This is a genomic window from Catelliglobosispora koreensis DSM 44566, from assembly GCF_000379685.1.
In the GTDB taxonomy this organism is placed as follows: Bacteria; Actinomycetota; Actinomycetes; order Mycobacteriales; family Micromonosporaceae; genus Catelliglobosispora; species Catelliglobosispora koreensis.
The window spans coordinates 143,124-167,872 of record NZ_KB903291.1; the positions used below are offsets into that span (position 1 = coordinate 143,124).

A 24,749-nucleotide genomic window follows, 5' to 3' on the forward strand; every position below is an offset into this window, starting at 1 on the left:
GGCGAAAAAGCAGCGGGACTACGACGAGGACGACGTTCGGGTGCGTGCCACTCGAACGTCCCGTTCGCGTCCCCGCACGCGGACTCGCCCCCGCCACGATGACGCGGTCGTCGGCTTCGTGGTCGCGGTCGACCGGGGCCGCTACACCGTCGTGGTGGATGACGTCTATGTGACCGCCATGCGCGCACGCGAGCTTGGCCGCAAATCCGTCGTGGTCGGCGATGACGTGGCCCTCGTGGGAGACGTGTCCGGTGCTGACGGAGCGCTTGCCCGGATCGTGCGGATCGAGGAGCGCCGGTCCGTCCTGACCCGCACGGCAGACGATGACGACACCACTCCCGAGGGCCGTCTCGAACGCGTGGTCGTGGCCAACGCCGACCAGCTGGTCATCGTCAGCGCCCTGGCCGATCCGCCGCCGCGCACCGGGTTCATCGACCGTTGCCTAGTTGCCGCCTACGCCGCCGATATCGAGCCGTTGCTGTGCCTCACCAAGGCCGACCTAGCGGCGCCGGCGGAGATCCTCGACTACTACTCGACCCTCGAAGTACCACATGTCCTGATGGGACCGGACACGGAGCTGACGCCCTTGCTCAAAGAGCTGCGGGGAAAGGTCTCGGTCTTCGTCGGGCATTCGGGTGTGGGAAAGTCCACATTGGTCAACCGGCTCATCCCCAGCGCGCATCGGGCCGTGGGCGTGGTGAGCGCGATCGGCAAGGGACGGCACACGTCCACGAGCGCGGTGGCGTTGCGCCTGCCGGAGAAAAAAGAGTCGTGGATTATCGATACCCCCGGCGTGCGCAGTTTCGGCCTGGCCCATGTCTCAGCCGACGATGTCCTGCACGGCTTTCACGACCTCGTTGACGGCACGGCCGCGTGCCCGCCGATGTGTGAGCACCTCGGCGGAGAGTGCGCTTTGGACACTTGGGTGGCTGAGGGACACGCCGACGCGCGCAGGCTCGCAAGTTTCCGGCGCCTGCTCGCTTCGCGCGATCAGACGTCGACGTAACCGCCTGAGCGCCAGTAGACCCCGTCTTCCCGTGAGAGCAGTGCGGCATCGATGAGATAGCGCCGCAACGACACGGGATCGTGCTCGTAGAAGGCCCGCAGCACGGCATTGACCTCGACCTCTGTCATTCGCACGCCGGGCTCGAAGGCGGCGGCCAGATACTCCAAGAGGAGACGGCGTTTGCTCGCCTTTGCCGGGATGCTGACAATGCTGCCGTCATCGCGGATGAACGGTCTGAGAACCCGCGGTAGATCCATACCTGCGACCGTAGTATCCAGGGCAAGTGAGAATCGGCTAGGTTGTCGGCCATGGCCCGCCTTGATGACGACCTTGCGCTAGCCCATGTGCTGGCCGACACCGCTGACTCGATCGCGATGCAGCGGTTCAAGGCACTGGACCTCTACGTCGAGTCCAAACCAGACCTGAGTCCCGTTTCTGACGCCGACACCGCGGTGGAAAAGGCTTTGCGCGCGACCCTCGCCCGCACACGTTCCCGCGATGGCGTGCTCGGCGAAGAGTTCGGCAGCACGGGCGCTAACACCAACCGGCAATGGGTGATCGATCCCATCGATGGCACAAAGAACTACATCCGGGGAGTACCCATCTGGGCCACTCTGATTTCTTTGCTCGAAGGTGACACCCCTGTCGTCGGGCTCGTCTCGGCACCGGCGCTCGGACGGCGGTGGTGGGCGGCTCGTGGCCTAGGCGCCTTCGCTGGCCGCCATCAAGCCAACGCCAGCCCGATCAAGGTCTCGGGTGTGCGGCGCCTCGCGGACGCCTCCTTTTGCTATTCGTCCCTGGATGGCTGGGAGCAGACCGGGCGGTTGTCCTCGGTCCTCGATCTGATGCGCAAGACGTGGCGAAGCCGGGCTTATGGCGACTTTTACGGCTACATGCTGCTAGCCGAGGGCGCGCTCGACATCATGGTCGAGCCGGAGCTGATGCTGTGGGACATGGCCGCGCTCTATCCGATCGTCACCGAGGCTGGTGGCACCTTCTCTGATCTATCAGGGAGGGCCGGCGTCGGCGGTGGCTCAGCGGTCGCCACAAACGGACAGCTGCACACAGACGTGCTTGAGCGACTCACCCCTTCGGGTCTTCACGCTCTGTAATGAGAGTGATCCACGCAGTTACGCCGCTGGTGGGTGGGGCATAGTCGACCCGTAAGGGTTTAAGCTTCGGAGGTGTCTTCCTCAGGTTGGTGGTTTCTCGCTGCCATGATCGCCGCGTACGGCATCGCCAACCTGCTGCAATCCATCGCGGCGACGAGCACGAAGACCACCGAAACGCTTGACCCCGGTCTGCTCTTGCGCCTGTTTGGTAACCGAACGTATTTGGCCGGTCTGCTCTGCCAGATTTTCGGCTTCTTTTTTGCCCTCGCCGCGAGACGCGACTTGCCCCTGTTCCTAGTGCAGTCAGCCGTCACCGCGGGCTTATGCGTGACAGCCCTGCTCGGGGTGCTGTTGCTCAAGTGGAAGCTGCCCATAGCCGAGATCGCGCTTCTCACGCTGGTGGTGGTGGGCATTGGCGCGCTCGCGGGCGCCGCCGAGCCGTCGCGCGGCTCAGAGCTGGGCACCCTGGGCATCCTGCTTCTCGTCGTCGCGCTGGTGGTGATCGCGGGCTCCAGTGTCTTCGCGGCACGGCTCAAGGGCACGCTCGCCTCGGTCGTGCTCGGTTCCGTGGCGGGATTGTGCTTTTCCTCCGCCGCTATCGCGGCTCGCCCGCTCGCCGGCGCGCACACGATCATGGAGTTCCTGCTCAATCCGCTGCTCTATCTCGTGATCGCACACTCGCTGACCGGGCAGCTGCTGCTCGGCCTCGCGATGCAGCGCGGATCAACGAACGCGGCCGTGGCCGGGATGGACGCGGCTGGAGCCGTGCCCGCGGCGGTCATCGGGCTTGTTCTGCTGGGCGACCAAATCCGCCCCGGGATGGAATGGCTGGCCGCTGGCGGCTTCGTCGTCACCCTCGGCGCGGTCATCCTGCTGACGCGTTATGCCGAACCACAGCACGAACTCGTGGCAGAGCCAGCTCCTTTGCCGCTCAAATACCGGTCGGCCACGGTTCCTGGGCTCCCTGAACACGAGGCACGCGGCCTGGTCGAGATGCCCGCGGCGGCCGAGGCGTGCACTACTGGACGCACGCACGAGACGATCGCGCTGCCCTTTCCGCTCTCGCGCCCCGCGCCCGAGCCGGATCTGCTTGACGCCCTGACCGGCCCGACGCTCATCAGCGGCCACGCCGCCATCGCCGCCCAGCTCGCAACGGCTTCGGCGCAAGACGAGACGGCCGAGCACTCCGTCGTCAACGGCCGGTCCCCAGCTCACGACGTGACCGCGGAACACCCCGCGCTTAACGGACATTCGACCTACCTTCCTTCGCCCAACGGCAACGGCCACGGCTCCAACGGGCACTCCGTCCTTAATGGACAGTCCGCAGTCAATGGGCACGAAGCGCTTGACGAGCCGACCGCCGAATTCGCCCACACCGCCGGGAACGGGCACGTGACGAACGGCCACACAGGCGCCATCAACGGGCAGCGGCTGCCGCATCACTCGCCGGTCAACGCCGACTAATCCCAGCCGGGGCGGCTAAACGGGACTCCGGGACTTCACAAGCACGTAACCTTGTGCCTACGCTTCGATGGAAGCGCTCCCAATTCTGCCGCGCTAACGCTATGGCAAACGGGATGGGCGGGTGTTGCCGCACCCGCCCATCGGTCCGACCGCGTGCCATGGCATGGCCCGCGGCTTGCCCGGACAGGAGAATCGTAGTGTCCAAGAGAAAACTTGGGCTCATCCTTGCCGCCGTCCTCGCGGCATCAACGTTCAGTGCTATTCAGCCGGCCGCCGCCGCGCCGCCGTATAACTACGCCGAGGCACTACAGAAGTCGATCTGGTTCTACGAGGCGCAGCAGTCAGGCCCGAAACCCGCATGGAACAGGGTGTCCTGGCGCGGCAACAGTGCCGTGAACGACGGCAGCGACGTCGGCCTCAACCTGACCGGCGGCTGGTTCGACGCTGGCGACCACGTGAAGTTCGGCTTCCCGATGGCCAGCACGACGACCATGCTGGCGTGGGGCGCGGTCGAGTACCGCAGCGCCTACCAAGCCAGCGGCCAGCTCACGCACCTGCTGAACAACCTGCGTTTCGTCAACGACTACTTCATCAAGGCACACCCGGCACCAAGTGTCCTTTATGGACAGGTTGGCAGCGGCGGTCCTGACCACGCTTGGTGGGGACCAGCCGAGGTCATGAAGATGGCCCGGCCGTCGCACAAGATTGACGCGAGCTGCGGTGGCACGGATCTTGCCGCGGAAACCGCCGCCGCGATGGCGGCCAGCTCGATGGTTTTCCGGCCAACCGATCCGTCCTATGCGGACACTCTCGTCACGCACGCGACTCAGCTCTACTCGTTCGCTGACACGGTTCGTAAGAAGTACTCCGAGTGCATCACTGACGCCTCGTCCTTCTACAACTCGTGGAGTGGCTTCAACGATGAACTCGTGTGGGGCGCGATCTGGCTCTACCGGGCGACCAACCAGGCGAGCTACCTGACCAAAGCCCAGTCCTACTATGCCAACCTGGGCACCGAGCCGCAGTCTTCCACCCGCTCCTACAAGTGGACCCACGACTGGGACGACAAGTCCTACGGCTCCTATGTGCTGATGGCCAAGCTCACAGGACAGCAGCAGTACATCGACGACGCGAACCGCTGGCTCGACTATTGGACCGTTGGCGTCAACGGTGGGCGCATCACGTACTCCCCCGGGGGTCAAGCGTGGCTGCAACAGTGGGGATCACTGCGGTATAGCGCCAATACGGCCTGGATCGCTCTTCTGTATTCCGACTACGTCACCGACGCGACCCGCAAAGCCCGCTACCACGACTTTGGCGTCTCCCAGATCAACTACATCCTCGGGAGCAATCCGTCGAACCGTTCGTACATGATTGGTTTCGGTAACAATCCGCCGATCAACCCGCACCACCGGACCGGCCACGGCTCGTGGACGGACAGCCTGCAGAGCCCCACCAACAACCGCCACATCCTTTACGGTGCCTTGGTTGGCGGCCCTGGTGCCGCGAACGACACCTATGTGGACGATCGTGGCAACTTCCAGGCCAACGAGGTCGCCACCGACTACAACAGCGGACTGTCCTCGGCGCTGGTGCGCATGTATGCCGAATACGGCGGCACGCCGCTGGCCAACTTCCCGGTCACGGAACAGCCCGACGACGCTGAGATGTATGTCGAGTCCGGCCTCAACACGGCCAGCGGCAGCAACTTCACCGAGATCAAAGCGCTCGTCTACAACAAGTCGGCGTGGCCCGCTCGCGTGCTCAGCCAGGGCTCGTTCCGCTACTACTTCACCCTCGACGGCACGACCACGCCGTCGCAGATCTCGTTTAGCGCCGCCTACAACCAGTGCTCGACTCCCACCGGCCCCACCTTGGTAAGCGGAAACACTTACTACGTAACGATTTCGTGCGCAGGGCAGGCTATCGCACCGGCGGGCCAGTCCGACTGGCGGCGGGAAGTGCAGTTCCGCATCACGAGCTCCGGCACCTGGGACCCGGCCAACGACTGGTCCTACCAGGCCACGATGGGCCGAAACGCAAAGATCACCCTCTGGGATGGCGCCACCAAGGTTTGGGGTGACGCGCCAGGTGGTGGAGATGCCATCGCACCAACATCACCTGGTACTCCGACCGCCGGCACCATCACGTCAACCTGCGTGAACCTGTCGTGGAGCCCCGCCACCGACAACGTCGGCGTCACCGCCTACGACGTGTATCGCGGCACGGTGCTAGCCGGAACCACGGCGACCACATCGTTGCAGGTTTGCGGGCTGACACCGTCCACTTCGTACACGTTCACCGTGCGCGCACGGGACGCGGCTGGCAACGTGAGCTCAGCCTCGGGTCCGCTCACGGTCACGACGCTGGCCCCCGAACCCGATGCGGTCGCACCGACCGTGCCGGGAACCCCTGTGGCGTCAGCGATCACGTCCACATCAGCCACGCTGACGTGGACAGCTTCGACGGACAATGTTGGCGTGGTCGGCTACGACATCTTCACCGGCGGAACACAGGTCGGCACCTCAACGACCAACTCCTTCAATGCCACTGGTTTGACGCCTGCGACGGCTTACAGTTACACAGTCCGCGCACGTGACGCGGCGGGCAACCTGTCGGTCGTCTCCAGCCCCGGCACGTTCACGACACTGCCCACGGGCGGCGGCAGTTGCGACGTGTCCTATGTCGTGGAAAGCCAGTGGCCGGGCGCCTTTACCGGCAAGGTGGTCATCAAGAACACCGGAACGTCCACTATCAACGGCTGGACGCTACGGTTCGCCTTCCCCGCTAGCGGTCAGAGCGTCACCCAAGGCTGGTCGGCGACGTGGTCGCAGTCGGGAGCCAACGTTTCGGCCGTGAATCTGGACTGGAACCGTGTGCTCGCGCCGGGGTCTAGTACCCAAATTGGATTCAATGGCACCTGGTCTGGCACCAACCCGGAACCGGCGGCCTTCACCCTTAACAACGCACCTTGCACCATTAGCTAGTTTGTAAAACTTTGGCGGCGCTGGCTTTCTGAGCTAGCGCCACCTTCAGTTGTCGTGGTAAATATCTTCCACTGCTTCGCGATGCATGAAAATATCTCCCAACCCCCAGGAGAACCCATGCTCCGCATCCTCAAGCGCACCGCTATCGTGCTCGCCGGCACCACTGCCACCTTGCTCGCAGCTTTGGGCGGCCCAGCCGAAGCGGCCACGAAACTCACCCATTCCCAAGCCGCCACGCAGCTGCGCAACGCTGGAATCACCTGGTCGTCCAGCGGCAACTGCAGCGACCGCAACAACCCCACGTGCACCTCGTTTGAGCAGATCCGCCAGACCACGATCTCGGGGATCAAAACGCTCAAGAGCTCCAGCGGCTGTGCCATCAACGTCACCGGCGGCACCGAGACCGGTCACGCCGGCGGCACCTACAGCCATTGGAACGGCTGGAAAATCGACATCAGCAAGTACACCTGTGTCGGCAACTACATCCGCAACAACTTCACCTACGTTGGCTACATCTCCGGCTGGGGTTACCAATGGCGTTCAGGCGCTGGCAACCTCTACACCGATGAAGGCAACCACTGGGACATCTTGTATTACAACTGCGGCGGCTGCTGACCGTCCATAGTGGAGGGCCGCCACGTGAGCGGCCCTCCACCGCTCTCAGGTCGCGCAGATGATGTAGACGCGCGACCACCAGTTGCTGGCTTGCCCATTGCCTTCTTCAATGGCGACAACGACACCCTGGGTGAGATCGGCCGACGGGTAGATGCCGCCATAGATGACCTCGCCCTGGCCGCCGTCGATCATTCCGCCGAGGCCGTGGACCTTCTTGGTGCCGTTGCAGGCCACCCCAATCGCGTCGTCGGAGGAGTCGACCGGTGCCGAGGGGACAGACTTAAGTTCCAGTCCAGGCAACGGATTCGCGCAGACACCGTAGGCGAGGATCGTCCAGTTACCGGCGAATCCGGTCTCGTCTTCATAACCGGTCGCGGTAACACTGGTCAGCCCGGCGTTGGGATAGAACTCATCGATGATGACCTGGCCATCCCCGTTGAGAATCCTTGCTCCCGCACTGATCAGCTGCCTGCTGCCGGTGCATGTCGCCGTGGCTGACTTGAAGTCCGCTGAGCCAGACGCCGCGGAGAAACTGATGTATTCCAAGCCGGCCGGGGCGTTGCCGCAAATGGCATAGGCGTGCACGCGCCAGTTCCCCGCATACGTGCCGTGCTCCACCGCGGTCGCCACGAAGTCGTCGGTGTTTCCCAGCGCCTGCAAGCGGTTGAAGTGCACGAGCCGGCCGCCGCCTTCGAGGAAGCCACCGCCACCAAGCACCCGTGTGCCGTCGTCGCACGACGCGGTCGCTGACTTCTCCGATACGGAGTCAAGCGCGCTCTGGGCGCTTTTGAGTTCCATGCCGCCAACGGCTGACGCTGGCGTGGGTGCCAGCAGAGCCGCGGCCCCAGCCACGAAAGCGGCGAGCATGAGCCGTGATCGCATTGCGTTCTCCCATCTGTTGAAGCGTGTGCCAGATAGGAGACGGCTAGCTAGCCGGGGACAACACTTTTTCTCTAAGGTTCATTGCCATGGATCTGGAGGAGGCCTACAGGCTTTACGCTGACCGCCTCTTTACCTATGCCAGAGGCATTCTGGGCGATCACGACAGCGCCGCCGACGCCGTGCACGACACATTCGTGCTGGCCAGTCAGCGGTCGGGACAACTGCGTGATCCGGACCGGCTCATGTCGTGGCTCTACACGATCACGCGTCGCGAGGCGTTGCGGCACCTGCGCCGGCGCAGCCGGATCTTTCCTGTCGAGACACTTCCACCGGTGCCGCATGAGGATTCATTGTCAGATCTACGTCACGCTGAGCTAAGCGAATTGGTGTGGGCCGCCTACGGCGGACTTGTGGACAACGACCGCGAGATCATCGAACTGTCCGTGCGGCACGGACTGTCCTCAACGGACATTGCGACTGTCCTGGACATTTCTATCAAGCATGCAAATGCCCGGATCGCCCGCGCCCGGGCGCAGGTGAGCATTTGCCTTGGCGTCTTACTTGTCGCTCGCGCACCCCGGGTCTGCGAACCGCTCGCGGAACTCCTCGGCGACTGGGACGGCAAGCTCACCCCTTTGCTGCGCAAGCGATTGCACCGGCACATCGACAGTTGCGTGACCTGCAGCGGCCAGCGCCAGCGGCGCATGGATCCGGCTGCGATCCTTTCCGGGTACGCCGCGACGCCGTTCCTCGTCTACGTTGAGTCTTCCCGGCCACCCGCCCCGCCAAGGCGCGTGGGCAAATATGTCTTAGGCGCGACCGTCGTCGTGCTCCTCATCGGCATTCCGGCCGCACTGGCCCGTCCGCAATCGCCTCGCCCACCGGACATGCCAACCTCGATGACGAGTCTCGGCCCGTCTGCCGAAGCCACCAGCCGGCCTAGCGCGCTGCCACCCGTGCAGCCGTCGGCGCAGCCATCTCCTGATAAACCATCGCCCAAGCCGCCCGCCGCCTTCAACGTGACCGCGGGCATCGGCCTCAGGTGCCTATCCAACGGGCACTATTCGCTGACCGTCCAGGCGACATCCAACAGCCCAATCACTCAAGCGATCCTGTTGTGGCAAGCGGGTTCCGGGCCGATCTACTTCGACACGATGGACATCAAACCGTCCAAAGTGGAGGCCTCCGGCTCCGGCAGCGGACTGTCGTCGCTGAAAATCACGTGGTGGATAAAGGCGAATGGCGCTGATGGGTCCGTAGACCGCACCAGCGCCATCACTGAGAACAATCCCTGTGCCTAGCCGTTCGGGAACAGGGTGGCGAAGTCAGCGAAGGCCATCGCTACGTCTGACTGTGCCCAGAACCGGTGGTAGTTGAACGATGGTGCCGGACCGCCGTTGAGGAAGGTTTGCACCTTCGGGAAGTCCGGGTCGGCGCGGTAGAACGAGCGGATGTCCAGGAAGCTCTTGCCAGCGGCGACGATGTCACCGTTAGGCATGTCCCCGGTCCACGTGGACGGAACGTAGAGGCCCTGGCCCGTGCTCGAATTGTAAACGTCATCGAAGCGGGCGTAGTCGTTGCGCGTCTCCGTGGTGGAGATGCCCTTTGACTCAGCCTTCGTGTAAAGCGCGTCGATGATCGCCTTGCCCATGTTCTTGGCGGCCGTGTTGCCGGACTTAGCCGCGTAGAACAAAAGCGTGCGCGCCAAGGAGCCGGCGACGCCGACGTCCTGGCCCGTGCTCGTGACCGTCACGTGCAGGTTGGTGTTAGCGACCGGTGCCGACGGGTTCCACGTCGCCGGAGCACCCGTCCACGCCAGCTCGCTGGGCACCGCGAAGTTCGAGCCACTCGCGGTGGTGTTCGCGATCGCCCACGGCACCCACTTGTCGAGCAGTGCCTTAGCGGTCGTGTTGCCCGTGGCGTAGTAGAGCTCGGCCACGCGCTGCATCGACCAGACCTGCATACCGAACCACTGGTTCGATGGCGGATCATGGTAAACCGGCTTCACGTCATAGAACATGCCGTAGAACGTCGGTGTCCCCGCGGGAGGCTGGTTGTAGGCACCTTCCCAGCTGTTCGTCGCCCCGCCAGCGATGCCGCCCTCAGCGGACTGCAGCCAGGTGTAGAACTCCAGCTGCCGGTTGAAACTGTTCGTCCAGTCGGCGTTCGCGTTGGGAGACAACGGCTTGAGCGAGTTCACTTGCGTCAGCGCGTATGCGGCCATCGGGTTCTGGTAACCGAAGTGGTTGTGGCTAGAGCCAATGCGCCACGACCACGCCGAGGTGAGCCCGCCACCCCACGCGTAGTACCAAGACATCAGGTAATGCGCCGAGTCGCGTCCCGTACCAGCTGGGCAGGTTGAGGCGCCAACGCAGTTGCCAATGCGCTTGAAGTACTTGTCGAACATCGCGTAACGCAGGTAGTCACCCATCTTCGCCGCTTTGGCGATGGTGGAAGCGATCTGCGACTGCTGGCCCTGCTCGGTGGCCCATTGCAGCGCCCAGTAGGCGGCCTGAATGGCACGAGCGTCAGCGTCTGGCGCGTTGGTGTACTTCCACTGCGGCGCCGGTGCGCTGCTCTCCTTGATGAACAAGTCGAGGTAGCCGTTCGGCCCGCCGAAGCCGAGGTTGTCACAAGATGGCTGTGGCACGGTCTCCCACACCGACTCCTGCGGTCCTCTTTGGAACGTGTTGATGTAGGCAGGCCTGGTGGTGCCGTTGCCGCAACGGCCGAAGCCATAGGTGTTGTCGACGTCGAGCAGCCAGTGCATGCCGTAGATGTTGCCGTTGCCATAGGTGCTCGTCAGCTCACTGCGCAGTGGGTCAACGCCCACGGGCACACTGGGCTGCAGCTGGCTCGGGTAGGACGAGGGCTGGTTGAACTCAGCCGCATACTGAGGCGTGCCCGCGGCACCGGCGTTGGGCTGGTCCGTCGCGGACGGGATGATGTATTGCTCCATCGTCGTCCACGCTTGGTTGAACCGGGTCCAGTCCTGCGTGTGGCGGCCGTAGTAGGCCTCAAGCCAGAGCCAGTAGCTAAACGCCTCACTGGTCGTCTCGTGACCGTGGTCCGGTGCCTCGACGATCAGCGTTTCGATCGAGTGGTAAGGCACTCCCTCAGGCGAGAAGTAGCCGTTGGCGGGTGCCTTCATCTTGTTGTACTGCTCCAGGAAGCGTGCCGCGTACACGTTTCCGTCGTTCTCCGATTCCGTCGCCGTGATCGTGGCGGCGGTGTATCCGGTCGCGCTGGCCAGAATCGTCGCGCTGCCAGCCAGTGTGTCGGTGTCATCGGCTGCCGCGATGGTCGCGGTCTGGTTGGTGTTCCAGTTCGCCGTCGTGAACGTCAGCGTCGCCGGGCTGACCGTGATGTCGGTGTCGCCCGCGCTGCGCGCGAGAGCCACGATGACATTGGCCGTCGGGGCCGCCGAAAGCTTGACCCCCACCGTCGTAGAGCCCGCCTCGGGAACACTTACCGCCGAGGAGGTGACTTGAATAGACGGTGCCATTGACGGATCGACCACGACGGTGACTTGTGCCGTCGCCGTGCCGCCTTGGTTGTCGGTCGCCTTGGCCTGGAACACATATGTGCCCACCGGCAGCGCCGTCACACTGTGCGAGTAAGGCGATGCGGTGTCCGTGGACAGCAGCAGGCCGTCGCGGTAGAACTCCACTTTGGACACCGAGCCCGGTGCCGCGTCCGTCGCCGTCGCGTTGATGGCGAAGGAGGCGGGTGCCGTGTAGTGCGTGTTGTTGGCCGGGCTGGTGATGCTCACGGTCGGTGGCGTGTTAGCGCCCGTGCAGGGGACGCCGTTGATCGTGAACGCGTTCGGGTTACCAGTGAAACTGCCCGTCCACTTGCCATTGAAACCAATCGACGTCTGACCGCCGGTCCCGATGGTGCCGTTCCACGGCATGTTCGTCGCCGTCAGGGCTGTGGTGCCGGACCAGTTCGCCGACCAGCCTGACGTGAACGTCTGTCCACTCGGGAGGGTAAAGCCCAGCGACCAGCTGGTCCATGGGTCACCAACGTTTTTGATCGTGACGCTGGCAGTGAATCCACCCGTGGTCGGACCCTCGGTCCACGGGTTAGCGCCATACACGACTTCACATGCGGTCGCGGCGTGTGCTGGCCCCGCTTGGACGATGCCAATCGATACCAGGAGGCCGGTGATAGCCAGGACCGCGCGTTTCCTTGAGAACACAAAGAACTCCTCGCGCAAAGGGGAACGGGTTCTGCCCTACCCGTCGCGCGCGCTGGCTCCGGCCTCAGTGTGTCATGGAAGCGCTCCCACTGTCTACTTGCGAGCGCGATGAGTCGCGATCATTCCGGCCAGCATGACCGCGGCCCCAAGGAAAGTGAGCGCCTCATCAGCCCGGTAGCCCAAAAGCTTGATCGCGCCAACGAAGGCCACCACCGCGAGCAGACAGACAACCGCCTCAACGAGCGTGATTCCGCCTTGCTGATCAGGCGGGCCGAGCCGAAACAGCGTCTTTCGCCTGCGCTCGCGGTCTTCCTCGGGGCCGTTCATCGTGACCTGCATCGTGCCTCCTCGATACGACGGAAAGCACAAACCGGGGTGCCCTGTTTAACGGGCACCCCGGTCAGGTGTTACGTGATGTCCCGCTTCCGGGTGATCAAAGTGCCGATGACACCAAAGAACAGGCCGTAGCCGATAAGGACGAGCAGGCCGACCCACCACTTTGGCGCCGCCACGATGCCAGCGCCCATGAACGCGTCCGGCGAGATCATGACTTGCGAGGCGACGGAGGGCCAGCCGACCATGGCCTGGATGACCCAGTCCTTCTTGATCAGGTATTCGTAGACCAGGAACGCCGCGATCTGAACCGCTTGCGAGCCAATGACATAGGCCACGGCCCCGACGACCACAGCCGCGATCTGGCTGCGCAGAAGCACACCCAGGCCAACGCCAAGAATCCCCCACAGCACGAACGCCAGCAGGTTCATCAAAATGGGCCGTTGCACTTGCCATTCGCCCAGCTGAGCGCCGTATCCCTGGGAAGCGAGATAGGCCGCCCCACCACCAACGGAAACCGCGGTCGTAACCGCCCAGATGATGACCGAGAAGAACCCGATGGCGGCGAACTTCGCCAGGATCACCTTGGTGCGCTGCGGCGTCGTCAAGAACGTCGTCGTCGCCGTCTGATGGAAGAACTCGTTCGTCATCAAAATGGCGCCAAGAAGCATGATGAACAGCAGGATGAAGAACTGGCCCGACGTGTAAATCTGGGTCGCACCGTCGATCAGGATCTTGTCGATGTCGCGCGAGGCGAGGATCTCCTGCCGCATCCGCTCGTATTCCTCCGGCGGAACCTCCGAGGCCGGCGGCAACATCTGCTCCATCGGCATCTTCGCCGACCTCAGCCGGTCGCCTGTGTAACCAAACGTCCAGATGAGCAACATGAGGACGTTGAAGGCAAGGATGCTCAGCGCAAAGATCCACCACACATTGGTGGTGCGGATCTTCATCAACTCACTGCGGATCAGCCTCATCGGATAGCCGCCTTTCCCGCAGTCAGCTCCAGGAACACATCTTCAAGGTCGCGTCGCTCAGCCACGAGCTCGTGCAGCTCGACACCGGCCCGCAGGGCCGCGGCTCCCACCTCAGGGGCGGAAACGCCACTGAGCATGAGCACGCCATTGTCCTTGGAGAACTTGGCGTCTGGGCCCAGTGCCGCGACAAGCTTGTCGGCGTCGGGAGTCCGGACGCGAACTTGCTCGCTTGTGGACATTCCCTTCACTACGTCGTCGACCGCACCCTGAGCGACCAGCTTTCCGCTAGCGATGATCACGACATCGTCAGCGAGCTGTTCCATCTCACCCAGCAGGTGACTGGACACGAGCACGGTCCGGCCCTCGCTGGCGAAATGCCTGAGGAGATCACGCATCCAGCGAATGCCTTCAGGGTCAAGACCATTGGCTGGCTCGTCGAGGATAAGCGCGCTTGGGTTGCCGAGCATCGCGCTCGCGATTCCCAAACGCTGGCGCATGCCGAGCGAGTAGCCCCGGAACTTGCGCTTAGCGGCAGGGGTCAGACCCACTAGCTCCAGCATTTCGTCGGCGCGAGTCAACGGCAGCCCGGCAGCCGCGCACTGAATGCGCAGGTGATTACGGCCGCTGCGTCCCTTGTGCGCACTGGACGCTTCCAAGATCGCACCAACATGGCGGATGGGGTCAGCAAGATCGGCATAGCGTTGCCCGCTGATCGTCGCCGCACCCGAGGTGGGGGTCACCAGGTTGAGAACCATACGAAGAGTGGTGGTCTTACCTGCGCCGTTGGGGCCCAGGAAGCCGGTAACCCGGCCAGGCTGGACCGTGAACGACAGATCATCAACGGCTCGAACCCGCCCATAATGTTTGGTCAGGCCCGAGACGACGATCTGCCCGTCTGCGGTTGAGGTCATGCAGGGCAGGCTACCTGCTTAGTCAACCTCCTGCGGCGGAGCAGACTTCAGTGCCTCAGAGTGCAATATGGCATTCTGCGGTTCTACCGATCATCGACAGGCCTATCCATACTGAGAAAAAGTGGCGGCCCCCGGTGCCAGCCAGGTGCCGCCAGAGGTCTCACCCCTTGCGAGGAGGGTTATGACCGTGTGCCCGCTATCGTCTCGCAATCTCCACCCTCCTCGCAATGGCCGATCACGGAGGGATATGGAAGGAGATGAAGGTCTTCTACCGCGGGGAATTCGCGATCATTACCGATCAGGTGTATGAGTCATTTTCCCCTGTGCACCAATGGTTCCGGCTAAACGAACTGCAGACGATCCACATTGTGCTGGGCAAGTCAGATTCGCTGTCCCCAGCGCTCATTGGCGCGGCGGCACCCATCGCCGTGGTGACCTGGCAAGTCTCGGGCTCAGGCATGGTCGCCGCCATGGCCCTGGGTGTCTTGGCTGTCTCTTCTGGACTGTCGCGAGGCTGCCTGCGTGGCCGGGAGCATCCCCACGAGCTGCGCGCTCTGCACCAGGGGAAGATGGTTTGCCTCTTACGAACGACAGACACACGCACCCTTGGCCAGATCAGACGGGCTTTGATCAGGGCCATCGAAGGCTGACAAAGATTGTCACTGGCGTGTCCTGCCGCACCCGGTTGGGTGGGTGTAATCTCCTCCACTAGCTGCCATATGTCGTTTTGCTATTGCGCGATCTGCGGGAGCTAGTGGAGACGAAGGTCCGGCGATGATCTTCAAGAAGGCTGAATATGACCTCAGGTGAATCGCCGGCGGTCGCTCGGCGGCGGCTTCGACTCGCGTTGCGGAAGGCACGCGAGGATGTCGGCTTCACTCAAGGCCAGGTCGCCTATGCCCTCGATTGGTCACTGTCCAAAGTGCAGCGAATCGAGAGCGGAGACGTCGCCGTCTCGACCACCGATCTACTCGCTCTCCTTTCCTACCTTGGCATTGACGATGCCCAGGAAAAGTCGCAGTTGCAGGAGATCGCGAAGCGATCCCGCCGCAAGGGCTGGTGGGATGAGCCCGAGATCCGCGAGCACCTGAATTCCGCGACGCTGCAATATCTCGCGTTTGAGAACGAAGCGACCATGATCCGGCACTTCCACCCGACGTTGTTGCCTGGGCTCGTGCAGACGCCTGAATATGCCCGCCACATCATTGACTTTTGGCAAGACGAACTCAGCGAAGATATCCGGGCGGTCCGCCTTGAGGTGCGCATGCGCCGCCGTAAACAGGTGCTCGACCGGCCCGATCCGCCGGATTACCTTCTCGTGCTTGACGAATCGGTGCTGCTGCGTAGCGTCGGCAGCCCTCAGATCATGGCCGATCAGCTCGATGAGCTGGTGACACTCATGAACCGTCCAAACTTCACGGCACGGATCGTGCCGTTAGCCGCAGGCGCTCAGCTAGCGATGCTTAACCCCTTCATCGTGATCGACCTCGGCGACGAAGAAAACGCCATCCTCTATCGCGAGGCTTATCTCAAGGATGAGGTGGAACAAGCGCCGGACAAAATCCGGCTCTATCGCGGCCGCTTCGAAGACCTCTGGCAGGCGGCACTTACGCCAGAACAATCAATGGAACTCATTCGCCAGCACACCAAGGCGATGCGCCAGCGTGTTGGGGAATCCGGCTGAGGGACGCCAGGGCCGGCCATGAAAGGACACCAGTGACAACAGAACAGGCCGACGCGACAGGGTGGCTGCGCAGCACCTACTGCGAATCGAGCGCGTGCTTTGAGGTGAAGCGCGCAAACGCGGGCGTCGTCATTAGAAACTCGACCTACCCAGAGGGGCCGGTCTTACCGATATCGATGCCTTCATGGCGAGCGTTCATCGCGGGGGTGCGCGCTGGCGACTTCGATTCCTGAGTGACCACAACGTAACTGGCTGTGCCATTCACGCTGACAGGCCTTGTCACTGCGGTGTCGCGTCCATAACTCTTGAGGGGCAGACACACCTTGGGGGGTGGACAGGTTGAAGGCTGTGCCAGAAGATCTCGACTTCCGCAGGAGCACCTTCTGCGAGTCAAACGCCTGTGTTGAAGTAGCCGAGATGGACACGGACATCGTGGTCCGCCAATCTGAGCATCCCGATCGGCCGCTGGTGCTCAGCCGGCCGGAGTGGGAGGCCTTCAGATCGGGGCTGCTCGCGGGAGAATTCGACTTCTAGCAAGGAAACCATCGGCAGCCATGCCGGTGGTTTCACCTCGCGCGGCGATGTCGCTCCTTTGTGGACAGGTCTGGACTAGCCAATATCCGAACGGATGATGTATGGTCACCCCTAGCGGCGGACCTGCTGGCAAAACTGCTAGCCCTCCACCGCAGTGGTAGCACTCAAGAAACGGGTGCACCGGCTCGTATGGATGGACCTTCTTAACGGCGCCTACTTGCGCTTGGTCCCCACACGATTGGGAGCAAACAATGGCTCCGGTTCAAACCTCCTGCACCTCTGTGTCCATCGCGGACCATATGCCCATGGCTGCCCGTCTTGCCCGTTCCTTTGCCGGACGTGGCGAGGATCTCGATGATCTCACCCAGGTCGCCATGCTTGGCCTGGTGAAAGCCGCCAAACGGTTCGACCCCGAGCGTGGGGTCTCCTTCGCGCAGTACGCCTACCCCTGCATCCTCGGCGAGCTGAAGAAGCACTTCCGCGACTCTGCCTGGAGTCTTCACTTGACTCGCCGCATGCAAGAGCTGCACCTGCAGGTCAACAAGGCCACGGCCGCCCTGACCCAGCAGCTCGGACGCACGCCGGCTCCGGCCGACATCGCGACGCACCTCGGACTGACCGAAGAAGAAGTGCATGAAGGCCTCAATTGCGCCGCCGCGTACCAGACACGCTCTTTGGAAAGCCCGGTCTCCAGTGACGGCACCACGGCTGAGCTGGGCCAGCTCATTGGCAAGCACGACGAGCACCTTGAGTCGGTGCCCGACCGCTATGCCCTGCGCAAGCACATCAAAGAGCTGCCGGAGCGGGAGCAGAAGATCCTCCACTTGCGCTTCTTCGGCGACCTGACCCAGGGACAGATCGCCGAGAAGCTGGGCATTTCGCAGATGCACGTTTCGCGGCTGCTCTCCCAAAGCATCACCATCCTGCGGGGGCGGATGCTCGCCGAAGTCTGACATCACAAACTTGGCTGTACTTGTGCAAGAAAAGGACAGCCGATCGGATATTTTTGACGAACTCGTTTCGGAAACCTTGCGGACCCGTGTCTGGGAGTTCTAGCGTCTGATCACGCTCACCTCCAGAGAAACGAGTCCCTCGATGTCACAGAACATCGCACAACGTGCGGCCGCACTGGGGGTCGCATCGGCTGTGCTTCTCGGTGTGGCAGCCGCCCAGCCGGCGGCTGCCACATCTGGCACACCGACAGCTGTCACCCGGGCGGCGCTGGACCCGGCACTGTCCGCGGGACGGGGCGCGAGTGTTCGCTTCCTTGAACAAGAAGCGGAAAAGGCGGCGACCAACGGAACGGTGATCGGCCCAGAGCGGGCGGCGTATACGTTGCCGTCAGAGGCTTCGGGACGGTCGGCCGTCAAGCTCGCACCAGGACAGCATGTTGAGTTCACGTTGCCGAAGGCGGCGAACGCGATCACTGTCCGGTACAGCATTCCCGACGCCCCCAATGGCGGAGGCATCAAGGCGCCACTGGACGTCACCGTGAACGGTGGAGCACGCAGGACAATGACTCTGACGTCGGAGTATGCGTGGCTCTACAACCAATACCCGTTCTCCAATGACCCGAACGCCGATCTGCTCCATCCTGATTGGTGGGTCACCGAGTGTGCCTGCGTTCCGGCATCTACGACGCCGGCACCGGTTTTCGCCAAGCCCTTCCGCCCCAGCCACTTCTATGACGAGCAGCGTCTGTGGCTCGGCAAGAGCGCCAAGGCGGGAGACAAGGTTCGGCTCACCGTCCCAGCGGGAAGCAATGCCGCATGGACGGTTATCGACCTGCTCGACTCGGAACTCGTTGGAGCGCCACACCTTAACCCGCTTGCGGCCAACGTGTGGTTCTTCGGTGCTGACCCGACGGGCAAGCGCGACTCGGCGGACGCGATCGACCGGGCCATCGCTTTCGCGAAACGCCACCAGCTCAAGGTCTACCTTCCGCCAGGCACCTACCAGGTGAACCGGCACATCGTCGTCGATAACGTGACGATCGAAGGCGCCGGGAACTGGTACACGATCATCAAGGGCAAGCAAATCACGCTGCCCGAGCCGTTGCCGGATGGCTCCGTGCACACGGGCGTTGGCTTCTATGGCAAGTACGCCGCGGACGGTGGCAGCAGCAACGTGCACCTGTCCGGGTTCGCCATCGAGGGTGACGTTCGCGAGCGCATCGATGACGATCAGGTGAATGGCATCGGTGGTGCGATGAGCGACTCCACTATCGACGGCCTCTACATTCACCACACCAAAGTTGGCCTGTGGTTCGACGGTCCGATGACGAACGTCAAGGTCACGAACAACATCATCGTGGACCAGATCGGCGATGGGCTGAACTTCCACACCGGCGTCACCAACTCGGTGGCCGCCAACAACTTCATCCGCAACACCGGGGACGATGCCCTCGCGATGTGGTCACACAACGTGGAAAACGCGAACAACACGTTTGACCACAACACCATTCAGACGCCGGTGCTCGCTAATGGCATCGCGATCTACGGTGGCAAGGACATCACCCTGTCGGCAAACCTGATCGCCGACCCGATTCGTGAAGGCAGTGCGATTCACCTCGGGTCACGGTTCAGCGCCACGCCTTTCGCCGGAACCATCGCGGTGAAGGACAACACCACTGTCCGGGCTGGAACGTTCGAGCTGAACTGGAACATCGGCCTGGGTGCCCTGTGGATATTCGCCCTAGAGCGCAGCATCGAGGCGAATATCGAGGTCACTGGGGATCACTTCCTCGACAACACGTACAACGCGATCATGATGGTCTCCGACTGGCCGGTGAAAGACCTGTACTCCATTACGAACGTTCACTTCAAGGACGTGCGTGTGGACGGGACGGGCACGTCAGTGGTCAGCGCACGAGTCAAGGGGTCAGCGACGTTCGAAAATGTCGACGCCAGAAACGTTGGTGCCGTTGGCATCAACAACTGCGGCGCCTTCAACTGGCTGCCCACAGGCTCGGAGTTCGCACTGATCGATCTCGGGGGCAATGACGGAGGCGGAACCACGGGACCATGGTTCGGCTCCTGGCAACTCCCGAACACCATCACTTGTGATGACCGGCCGCCGGTGGTCGTGCCGCCGGCTCCAGCACCGTGGTGAGGTAACACCGCAAGAGCCCGGTTCGGATCACCCGAGCCGGGCTTTTACATGCGTGCCAAGGAAGTTGAGGAAGCCCTCCTGATCGGGATCGTCCGGCGTCGGCTGCACGATCAGGCTGGTCGCCCCGGCATCGGCCCACCGCCGCAAGGACGCCGCGAACTCATCAGCGTCACCGGTCGCGCAACGCTCGGCCAAAGAGTCGTAGCCCCACCCCACCCGTTCACGCTCCAGGCGGGCAGCGGCGTCAGGACCCGACGCGCCATGGATGTAGACCACGATCGGCAAATCTCCGGCCATCTCCCGCACCGCACGAGTCTGAGCGGGTGTCGTCCCTCCACTTAGGATGATGCCGTCGGCCGCTTCGGCGCACAGCGCAAGCGTTTTCGGGCCCAGACCGCCGGCCCAAATCGCCGGAGGTTCCGCTGGTGGCCAGTCCAGCTTGACGTTATCGAGCGTGACGTAGTTTCCGCTTACGGTGACGGGCTCGCCGCGCAACAAGGCACGCAGAGCGTGCAGGGATTCGCGCAGCAGCGTTAGCGGTGACGCGGCTCGTGCCCCCACTTGCCCCATCCACGATTGCACCCCGTGCCCGACGGCGATGTGCACCCGGCCGGGGAAAAGCCGGTGCAGGGTCGCGGTTTCCATCGCCGTCAGCGCGACGTTGCGCAGCGGGACGGGCAAAAGGCCAACGCCCACTTGAATTTCTTTCGTCCACGCGAGCGCTGGTCCCGCCGCCGCGATGCCGCTCTCTAGGAAGCAGTCCTCCCAGAGCCACAGTTCATCCAGGCCAGACTGGTCGGCGGCGACGGCGAACGACTTCAGCCGCTCCGGAGGCAACTGCGGGATGAACACGGCACCGAGTTTCGTCATGGTGCCCATTGTCAGCGATTGGCCGGTTGTCAGGGGGTGGGCTTATTCTCGGCAGTTATGAGTCTGGTTACAGCTGGTGTCGAACAGGAGCTTGAGCGCTATCGCGTGGAGCTGACCGGATATTGCTACCGGATGCTCGGTTCTGGCTTTGAAGCTGAAGACGCTGTCCAGGAGACCATGGTCCGGGCATGGAAGAATTTCGAGCGGTTTGAGGGCCGGTCTGCCCTGCGCTCCTGGCTATACCGCATCGCGACGAATGTCTGCCTCGACATGCTCGGCAGCGCACAACGCCGCGCTCGCCCGATGGAGCTTGGGCCGGCGTCCAACTCTCCGAACAGCATTGGCCCCACCTCACCCGAGGTCACCCCGCTCGCCGAAAACGTCTGGCTCGGGCCCGTGCCCGATAGCCGGGTGCTGCCCGAGACGAGCGATCCGGCCGACATGGCGGTGGCGCGCGAGACGGTCCGCCTGGCGTTTGTGGCCGCATTGCAGCACCTGCCGGCCAAGCAGCGGGCCGTGCTGATTCTGCGCGAGGTGCTGGCCTGGTCGGCTCAAGAGGTCGCCGAGCTGCTTGACACGACGGTCGCGTCGGTCAACAGCGCTTTGCAGCGCGCTCGCACCACGATCGCCGAGATCAGCCAGACCCCGGCCGAGACGCTCAAGCCGCTCGACAAAGACCAGCTCTCGCTGCTCGCGCGTTATGTCGACGCGTTCGAGCGCTACGACATGGATTCCCTAGCCACGCTGCTGCACGAAGACGCCACGCTGTCCATGCCGCCGCTGGCGCTTTGGTTCCGTGGCATCGCCAACATCCGCGATTGGATGCTCGGCACCGGAAATGGTTGCCAGGGCTCCAAACTGGTGCCGACAGTCGCGAATGGACTGCCGGCCTTCGGCCAATACCGCACGACGGGGCCGTGGGCGCTTATCGTCCTGGAGATCTCAAATGGCCGCATCGCCGGGGTGAACAACTTCCTCGACGTCGATCGTGTTTTCCCGCTGTTTGGCCTGCCCATGGAGTATGACCCCGCCCAGGCCAGTAAGGCTAAGGAGCAGTATCAGCTTTGGGCAGGCGGCTTCAATGCGTAGGAAGCTGTTGTGGCGAAGCGCGATCAGCTGCAGGCGGGCAAGCGCGTCGACGATCACTAGGTCGGGCTGATCGACGGCACCAACGTCGCATTCAACGAAGGGCCTCCGGTCGCCATCGAGAAGATCGATAAGCTGTTCGCACAGCTTGGGGATGTCCTCGCGGCGCACCGGAGGCAGGATCACCAGCTGCGCATCTTTATCCACACTGATTAGACGGGTCAGGCGATGCAAACTCATCGGTGCGAGATCTGGTGGGCTCGCCTTGATCAGCTTCTGCCCGCTCACCTGGCGATCCTGACGCCGGTTGAGCTTGAACGGCGGGAAAAACTGCACCGGCCAGCTGACCGCGAACGTTCCGCGCTCGGCGCCGCCCTGCTGCGCATCGCCGCCGGGGAGACGCTGGGGATTTCACCGCAGGACGTGCGAGTCCAGCGGCACTGCCCGACCTGCGCCAGCGAGTCGCACGGGCGTCCGTCCATTCCCGAGCTGCACGTTTCAGTGACGCACTCGGGGCAGTGGGCGGGGGTAGCTGTCACAGCCGCGGGCCCGGTCGGCCTAGATGTGGAAGAGGCTTCGGAGCGGCTGGAGTTCACGCCGATGCTGCGGATGGTCCTGTCCCCCAGCGAGCCGCCTCCGCCAGACCGCGATGGCTTCTTCGTCTACTGGACCCGCAAGGAAGCCATCCTCAAGGCGACCGGTGATGGCCTGCGTGAGTCGATGACCAAACTGACCGTCTCAGCGCCGGGCGAGTCACCTCGGCTGATCGATGCCGCCGGGCGCCCAGATCTGGTGGAGCTAACACAGCTCCACGATCTGACGCCCGGCGCGGGATATCCGGCCGCCGCAGCCGTGTTATCCCCATTCCCCTTATTAGTGAAGCAACGGTTTCTTACAGCTGAGTGACCCTGATCGCGTCGGCGATGACGAGACCGGTGCCCGCTGTCCACCTGCTCACGGCGATGACGTTGTAGTCGCCTGCCGCGAGGTTGAACGTGCCTATCGTTCGCCAAGTCCCGCCGCCGGACCGCTGGTCAACATAAACCGTTTGATTACCAGAGGTCGTGACGACGATGTAAGGCGCGGCGGTGTTGTAGCCGGGCAGAGCCGGATACCACACGTCGACCCGGTAGTTGGCCGTGGCGGGGAGATTGAACTTGTACCAGGCGGCGTCGCTGGCTGAAACCGGCTCGGCGTACCGGTAGTCCGCACCGTACTTCTGCGACGAGTACGTTGACGTGCCCCAGTTCGCTGACGCGCTGAACCGTCCCGCAGTGCCGTTGTCCACAATGGACGACGGTCCGGTCGGGCAGCCGTTGTCACTGGTCAGGTACTTCGAGTAGTAAGACCCCGGATAGGGCGCCAGCGAGACTCCGTTGATGCGGATCGTCTGCCCGACCCCGTTCAAGAGTTGCTCGTAGTGCTGGTGCGGTCCGCTTGAGTTACCTGTTGAGCCGGTGGTGCCGATCTGCTGTCCTTGTGCGACAGCGGCACCGTGGGCGACAGAGAACGCCGACAGGTGGAAGTAGTACGTTTTCCAGCCCGCTCCGTGGTCTATGACGATGTAGTTTCCGGCTCCGTTCGCCTCCCAATAGCGGAAAGCGGTGCCTGACGCGGAAGCCAAAACGGGTGCGCCGTTGGTGGCTCCGCCATCACTGCGCACGAAGTCGAGCGCCAGCCTGACCTCGGCCGAGTGATGTGAGTAAGTCCAGGTCTCACCGCAACGGAACGGTGCTTTGAAGTTGGGTGCCGCCATCGCTGGAGTGGACACGACGAACAGTCCACCTAAGACAGCGAGCAGGACGACCGCGAAACTTCGCAGCATTTTGTTTATATTCACGATTGCCTCCCGAAGTGGAAGCGCTTAGTGGGCACATCATGTGCTTGCACTTCGGGCCAAGGTGAACCCCTTCGGAGCCAACCGAAAGAGCCTGGTCAGATGCTGCGAATACACTTCACAGGCGCCGACCTGATGCGCACGAGGATCGCGTCCGCGCCCGATCCCATGTGGGAACTGACGCTGAGTTTGCATCAGTTGCGCAGCCCGAGTTCCCCTGTTTTCCGGGAGTGGCGGCGCAGCACACTGAAGCGATTACACAGCACAGGCGGGCTTGACTTGCTGCTGTCGCTGGTTCCGCAAACCGGCTATTTTCCGGACTTTCTCACCCCGGCCGAGTCGGGCAAAGGTTTCGGTGCGGCGCTCGATGCGATCCTGTCGACACCGAAAACCCGTCTGGCACATGAACTTTCGCTGCTGACACCCGCTAAGCCCGCGCCCAGCTGGGCCAAACAGCTCGCGGCCGGCGATCTCGACATTCTGCGGAAACTGGCCGAGGTGCTGCAGGTTTACTACGCGGCGGCGATCGAGCCCTACCTGACGGAGATCAGGGCCAGTGTTCAGATCGACCGCTCACGGCGTACCAGAAGCTTGGCTGATGGCGGATATGAACAGCTGCTGGCAGATATGCGCCCTACCTTGCGCTGGCACGGCTCAGTTATTGAAGCCGACTACCCGGGCGAGCAAATCTGTTACCTGAATGGCCGCGGCCTGCTGTTTGTTCCTTCGTTCTTCTGCTGGGGCAAGCCGATTACGTTGCGGGACAAGAGTTTGCCGCCGGTTCTAGTGTGCCCCGTTGACCGCGATGCCCGGTTCATGGCGCTGAACCTGTCCTCGCCTGCCCGCCGCACCAGGGAACCGCTGGCGGCGCTGGTCGGGCGCACGCGTGCGGCGGTGCTGACCACGATCGGCGACGGCTGCACGACCGGCGAGATCGCGCGGCGGCTGGACGTTTCGCTCGCCACGGCGAGTGAGCACGCGACGGTGCTACGTCAGGCCGGCCTAGTCGCCAGTGTCCGGGATGGAAACTCAACCGTGCACGTGTTAACACCGCTGGCCAGCACCCTCCTAACCGGACTGTAAGAATTTTACGGTGCGTTTGAACAATCCGTTAACTATTGACATGACATTTGTCGATG

22 protein-coding genes and 1 pseudogene are annotated in these 24,749 nt (G+C 63.0%); 15 read left to right on the top strand and 8 right to left on the bottom strand.

What is annotated here, in order from left to right:
* Nucleotides 1–118: 118 nt before the first annotated feature.
* Nucleotides 119–1,006: a ribosome small subunit-dependent GTPase A gene (gene rsgA / locus A3E1_RS43300; RefSeq protein WP_020525078.1), complete on the top strand. Its 888-nt coding sequence runs from the start codon at nucleotides 119–121 to the stop codon at nucleotides 1,004–1,006.
* On the opposite strand, the gene A3E1_RS0132875 is transcribed toward rsgA, so the two are convergent.
* Nucleotides 991–1,263, bottom strand: a complete 273-nt coding sequence (locus A3E1_RS0132875; RefSeq protein WP_020525079.1) for a DUF2087 domain-containing protein — start codon at nucleotides 1,261–1,263, stop codon at nucleotides 991–993. The two genes, rsgA and A3E1_RS0132875, sit on opposite strands and share 16 nt — an antisense overlap.
* Before the next feature lie 51 nt (nucleotides 1,264–1,314).
* On the opposite strand from A3E1_RS0132875, the gene hisN reads away from it, so the two are divergent.
* From hisN to A3E1_RS0132895, 4 genes and pseudogenes are all read left to right on the top strand, one after another.
* The gene (gene hisN / locus A3E1_RS0132880; RefSeq protein ID WP_020525080.1) at nucleotides 1,315–2,118 is read left to right on the top strand and encodes a histidinol-phosphatase; all 804 of its coding nucleotides are present in this window, start codon (nucleotides 1,315–1,317) and stop codon (nucleotides 2,116–2,118) included.
* A 105-nt stretch (nucleotides 2,119–2,223) separates the two neighbouring features.
* Nucleotides 2,224–3,144, top strand: a pseudogene (locus A3E1_RS46480) (hypothetical protein); the annotation flags it as partial.
* A gap of 596 nt (nucleotides 3,145–3,740) precedes the next feature.
* Entirely contained in the window at nucleotides 3,741–6,569 is a 2,829-nt protein-coding gene (locus A3E1_RS0132890) for a glycoside hydrolase family 9 protein (RefSeq protein WP_026209067.1), read from the top strand.
* 117 nt (nucleotides 6,570–6,686) lie between these two features.
* Complete coding sequence (locus A3E1_RS0132895; RefSeq protein ID WP_020525083.1) at nucleotides 6,687–7,184, top strand: hypothetical protein; 498 nt, start codon at nucleotides 6,687–6,689, stop codon at nucleotides 7,182–7,184.
* 45 nt (nucleotides 7,185–7,229) lie between these two features.
* On the opposite strand, the gene A3E1_RS0132900 is transcribed toward A3E1_RS0132895, so the two are convergent.
* A complete protein-coding gene (locus tag A3E1_RS0132900; RefSeq protein ID WP_020525084.1) occupies nucleotides 7,230–8,066 on the bottom strand; it encodes a hypothetical protein in 837 nt (278 codons plus the stop codon).
* 86 nt (nucleotides 8,067–8,152) lie between these two features.
* Between A3E1_RS0132900 and A3E1_RS45340 the strand changes: the two genes are divergently transcribed.
* Entirely contained in the window at nucleotides 8,153–9,367 is a 1,215-nt protein-coding gene (locus tag A3E1_RS45340; protein WP_051105223.1) for a sigma-70 family RNA polymerase sigma factor, read from the top strand.
* Here A3E1_RS45340 and A3E1_RS0132910 read toward each other — a convergent pair.
* The 4 genes from A3E1_RS0132910 to A3E1_RS0132925 all read right to left on the bottom strand — a co-directional run bounded on the left by A3E1_RS0132910 (nucleotide 9,364) and on the right by A3E1_RS0132925 (nucleotide 14,488).
* A complete protein-coding gene (locus A3E1_RS0132910) occupies nucleotides 9,364–12,267 on the bottom strand; it encodes a glycoside hydrolase family 48 protein (protein WP_020525085.1) in 2,904 nt (967 codons plus the stop codon). The genes A3E1_RS45340 and A3E1_RS0132910 overlap by 4 nt on opposite strands.
* A 93-nt stretch (nucleotides 12,268–12,360) precedes the next feature.
* Nucleotides 12,361–12,606: a hypothetical protein gene (locus A3E1_RS0132915; protein ID WP_020525086.1), complete on the bottom strand. Its 246-nt coding sequence runs from the start codon at nucleotides 12,604–12,606 to the stop codon at nucleotides 12,361–12,363.
* 68 nt (nucleotides 12,607–12,674) lie between these two features.
* Nucleotides 12,675–13,577 carry an ABC transporter permease gene (locus A3E1_RS0132920; RefSeq protein ID WP_020525087.1) on the bottom strand — a complete coding sequence of 301 codons (903 nt, stop codon included), beginning with the start codon at nucleotides 13,575–13,577 and terminating at the stop codon, nucleotides 12,675–12,677.
* Entirely contained in the window at nucleotides 13,574–14,488 is a 915-nt protein-coding gene (locus A3E1_RS0132925; RefSeq protein WP_020525088.1) for an ABC transporter ATP-binding protein, read from the bottom strand. The genes A3E1_RS0132920 and A3E1_RS0132925 overlap by 4 nt, the downstream gene beginning before the upstream one ends.
* A gap of 227 nt (nucleotides 14,489–14,715) precedes the next feature.
* Here A3E1_RS0132925 and A3E1_RS0132930 point away from each other — a divergent pair, with 227 nt between their 5' ends.
* The 6 genes from A3E1_RS0132930 to A3E1_RS0132955 all read left to right on the top strand — a co-directional run bounded on the left by A3E1_RS0132930 (nucleotide 14,716) and on the right by A3E1_RS0132955 (nucleotide 19,817).
* Nucleotides 14,716–15,138 (top strand): DUF6232 family protein, encoded by a 423-nt coding sequence (locus tag A3E1_RS0132930; RefSeq protein WP_157631887.1) that lies wholly within the window; start codon nucleotides 14,716–14,718, stop codon nucleotides 15,136–15,138.
* A 146-nt stretch (nucleotides 15,139–15,284) separates the two neighbouring features.
* A complete protein-coding gene (locus A3E1_RS43315; RefSeq protein ID WP_020525090.1) occupies nucleotides 15,285–16,172 on the top strand; it encodes a helix-turn-helix domain-containing protein in 888 nt (295 codons plus the stop codon).
* A gap of 32 nt (nucleotides 16,173–16,204) precedes the next feature.
* Nucleotides 16,205–16,405 (top strand): DUF397 domain-containing protein, encoded by a 201-nt coding sequence (locus A3E1_RS49265; protein WP_026209068.1) that lies wholly within the window; start codon nucleotides 16,205–16,207, stop codon nucleotides 16,403–16,405.
* Between the two features lie 115 nt (nucleotides 16,406–16,520).
* Complete coding sequence (locus A3E1_RS43320) at nucleotides 16,521–16,706, top strand: DUF397 domain-containing protein (RefSeq protein ID WP_020525091.1); 186 nt, start codon at nucleotides 16,521–16,523, stop codon at nucleotides 16,704–16,706.
* Between the two features lie 251 nt (nucleotides 16,707–16,957).
* Nucleotides 16,958–17,659 carry a SigB/SigF/SigG family RNA polymerase sigma factor gene (locus A3E1_RS0132950; RefSeq protein WP_040392532.1) on the top strand — a complete coding sequence of 234 codons (702 nt, stop codon included), beginning with the start codon at nucleotides 16,958–16,960 and terminating at the stop codon, nucleotides 17,657–17,659.
* A 142-nt stretch (nucleotides 17,660–17,801) separates the two neighbouring features.
* A complete protein-coding gene (locus tag A3E1_RS0132955) occupies nucleotides 17,802–19,817 on the top strand; it encodes a glycosyl hydrolase family 28-related protein (protein ID WP_020525093.1) in 2,016 nt (671 codons plus the stop codon).
* Between the two features lie 27 nt (nucleotides 19,818–19,844).
* On the opposite strand, the gene A3E1_RS0132960 is transcribed toward A3E1_RS0132955, so the two are convergent.
* Complete coding sequence (locus tag A3E1_RS0132960; RefSeq protein WP_026209070.1) at nucleotides 19,845–20,687, bottom strand: LLM class flavin-dependent oxidoreductase; 843 nt, start codon at nucleotides 20,685–20,687, stop codon at nucleotides 19,845–19,847.
* A gap of 57 nt (nucleotides 20,688–20,744) precedes the next feature.
* Here A3E1_RS0132960 and A3E1_RS43325 point away from each other — a divergent pair, with 57 nt between their 5' ends.
* Complete coding sequence (locus A3E1_RS43325; protein ID WP_020525095.1) at nucleotides 20,745–21,776, top strand: sigma-70 family RNA polymerase sigma factor; 1,032 nt, start codon at nucleotides 20,745–20,747, stop codon at nucleotides 21,774–21,776.
* A gap of 225 nt (nucleotides 21,777–22,001) precedes the next feature.
* Nucleotides 22,002–22,679, top strand: coding sequence for a 4'-phosphopantetheinyl transferase family protein (locus A3E1_RS43330; RefSeq protein ID WP_020525096.1), 678 nt, complete (start codon nucleotides 22,002–22,004; stop codon nucleotides 22,677–22,679).
* Here A3E1_RS43330 and A3E1_RS46495 read toward each other — a convergent pair.
* A complete protein-coding gene (locus A3E1_RS46495; RefSeq protein ID WP_245571517.1) occupies nucleotides 22,666–23,613 on the bottom strand; it encodes a golvesin C-terminal-like domain-containing protein in 948 nt (315 codons plus the stop codon). The two genes, A3E1_RS43330 and A3E1_RS46495, sit on opposite strands and share 14 nt — an antisense overlap.
* A 99-nt stretch (nucleotides 23,614–23,712) precedes the next feature.
* On the opposite strand from A3E1_RS46495, the gene A3E1_RS0132980 reads away from it, so the two are divergent.
* Nucleotides 23,713–24,693 carry an ArsR/SmtB family transcription factor gene (locus A3E1_RS0132980; RefSeq protein ID WP_020525098.1) on the top strand — a complete coding sequence of 327 codons (981 nt, stop codon included), beginning with the start codon at nucleotides 23,713–23,715 and terminating at the stop codon, nucleotides 24,691–24,693.
* Nucleotides 24,694–24,749: the final 56 nt, after the last annotated feature.

Coding starts and splice junctions, on each gene's coding strand:
- A3E1_RS0132875 (WP_020525079.1), bottom strand. CDS start 1,263: ATGGATCTACCGCGGGTTCTCAGACCGTTCATCCGCGATGACGGCAGC.
- A3E1_RS43330 (WP_020525096.1), top strand. CDS start 22,002: ATGCAAACTCATCGGTGCGAGATCTGGTGGGCTCGCCTTGATCAGCTT.
- A3E1_RS45340 (WP_051105223.1), top strand. CDS start 8,153: ATGGATCTGGAGGAGGCCTACAGGCTTTACGCTGACCGCCTCTTTACC.
- A3E1_RS0132950 (WP_040392532.1), top strand. CDS start 16,958: ATGGCTCCGGTTCAAACCTCCTGCACCTCTGTGTCCATCGCGGACCAT.
- hisN (WP_020525080.1), top strand. CDS start 1,315: ATGGCCCGCCTTGATGACGACCTTGCGCTAGCCCATGTGCTGGCCGAC.
- A3E1_RS0132955 (WP_020525093.1), top strand. CDS start 17,802: ATGTCACAGAACATCGCACAACGTGCGGCCGCACTGGGGGTCGCATCG.
- A3E1_RS43315 (WP_020525090.1), top strand. CDS start 15,285: ATGACCTCAGGTGAATCGCCGGCGGTCGCTCGGCGGCGGCTTCGACTC.
- A3E1_RS0132920 (WP_020525087.1), bottom strand. CDS start 13,577: ATGAGGCTGATCCGCAGTGAGTTGATGAAGATCCGCACCACCAATGTG.
- A3E1_RS0132895 (WP_020525083.1), top strand. CDS start 6,687: ATGCTCCGCATCCTCAAGCGCACCGCTATCGTGCTCGCCGGCACCACT.
- A3E1_RS0132925 (WP_020525088.1), bottom strand. CDS start 14,488: ATGACCTCAACCGCAGACGGGCAGATCGTCGTCTCGGGCCTGACCAAA.
- A3E1_RS0132900 (WP_020525084.1), bottom strand. CDS start 8,066: ATGCGATCACGGCTCATGCTCGCCGCTTTCGTGGCTGGGGCCGCGGCT.
- A3E1_RS0132980 (WP_020525098.1), top strand. CDS start 23,713: ATGCTGCGAATACACTTCACAGGCGCCGACCTGATGCGCACGAGGATC.
- A3E1_RS0132915 (WP_020525086.1), bottom strand. CDS start 12,606: ATGCAGGTCACGATGAACGGCCCCGAGGAAGACCGCGAGCGCAGGCGA.
- A3E1_RS0132890 (WP_026209067.1), top strand. CDS start 3,741: ATGGCATGGCCCGCGGCTTGCCCGGACAGGAGAATCGTAGTGTCCAAG.
- A3E1_RS0132960 (WP_026209070.1), bottom strand. CDS start 20,687: ATGACGAAACTCGGTGCCGTGTTCATCCCGCAGTTGCCTCCGGAGCGG.
- A3E1_RS0132930 (WP_157631887.1), top strand. CDS start 14,716: ATGGCCGATCACGGAGGGATATGGAAGGAGATGAAGGTCTTCTACCGC.
- A3E1_RS43325 (WP_020525095.1), top strand. CDS start 20,745: ATGAGTCTGGTTACAGCTGGTGTCGAACAGGAGCTTGAGCGCTATCGC.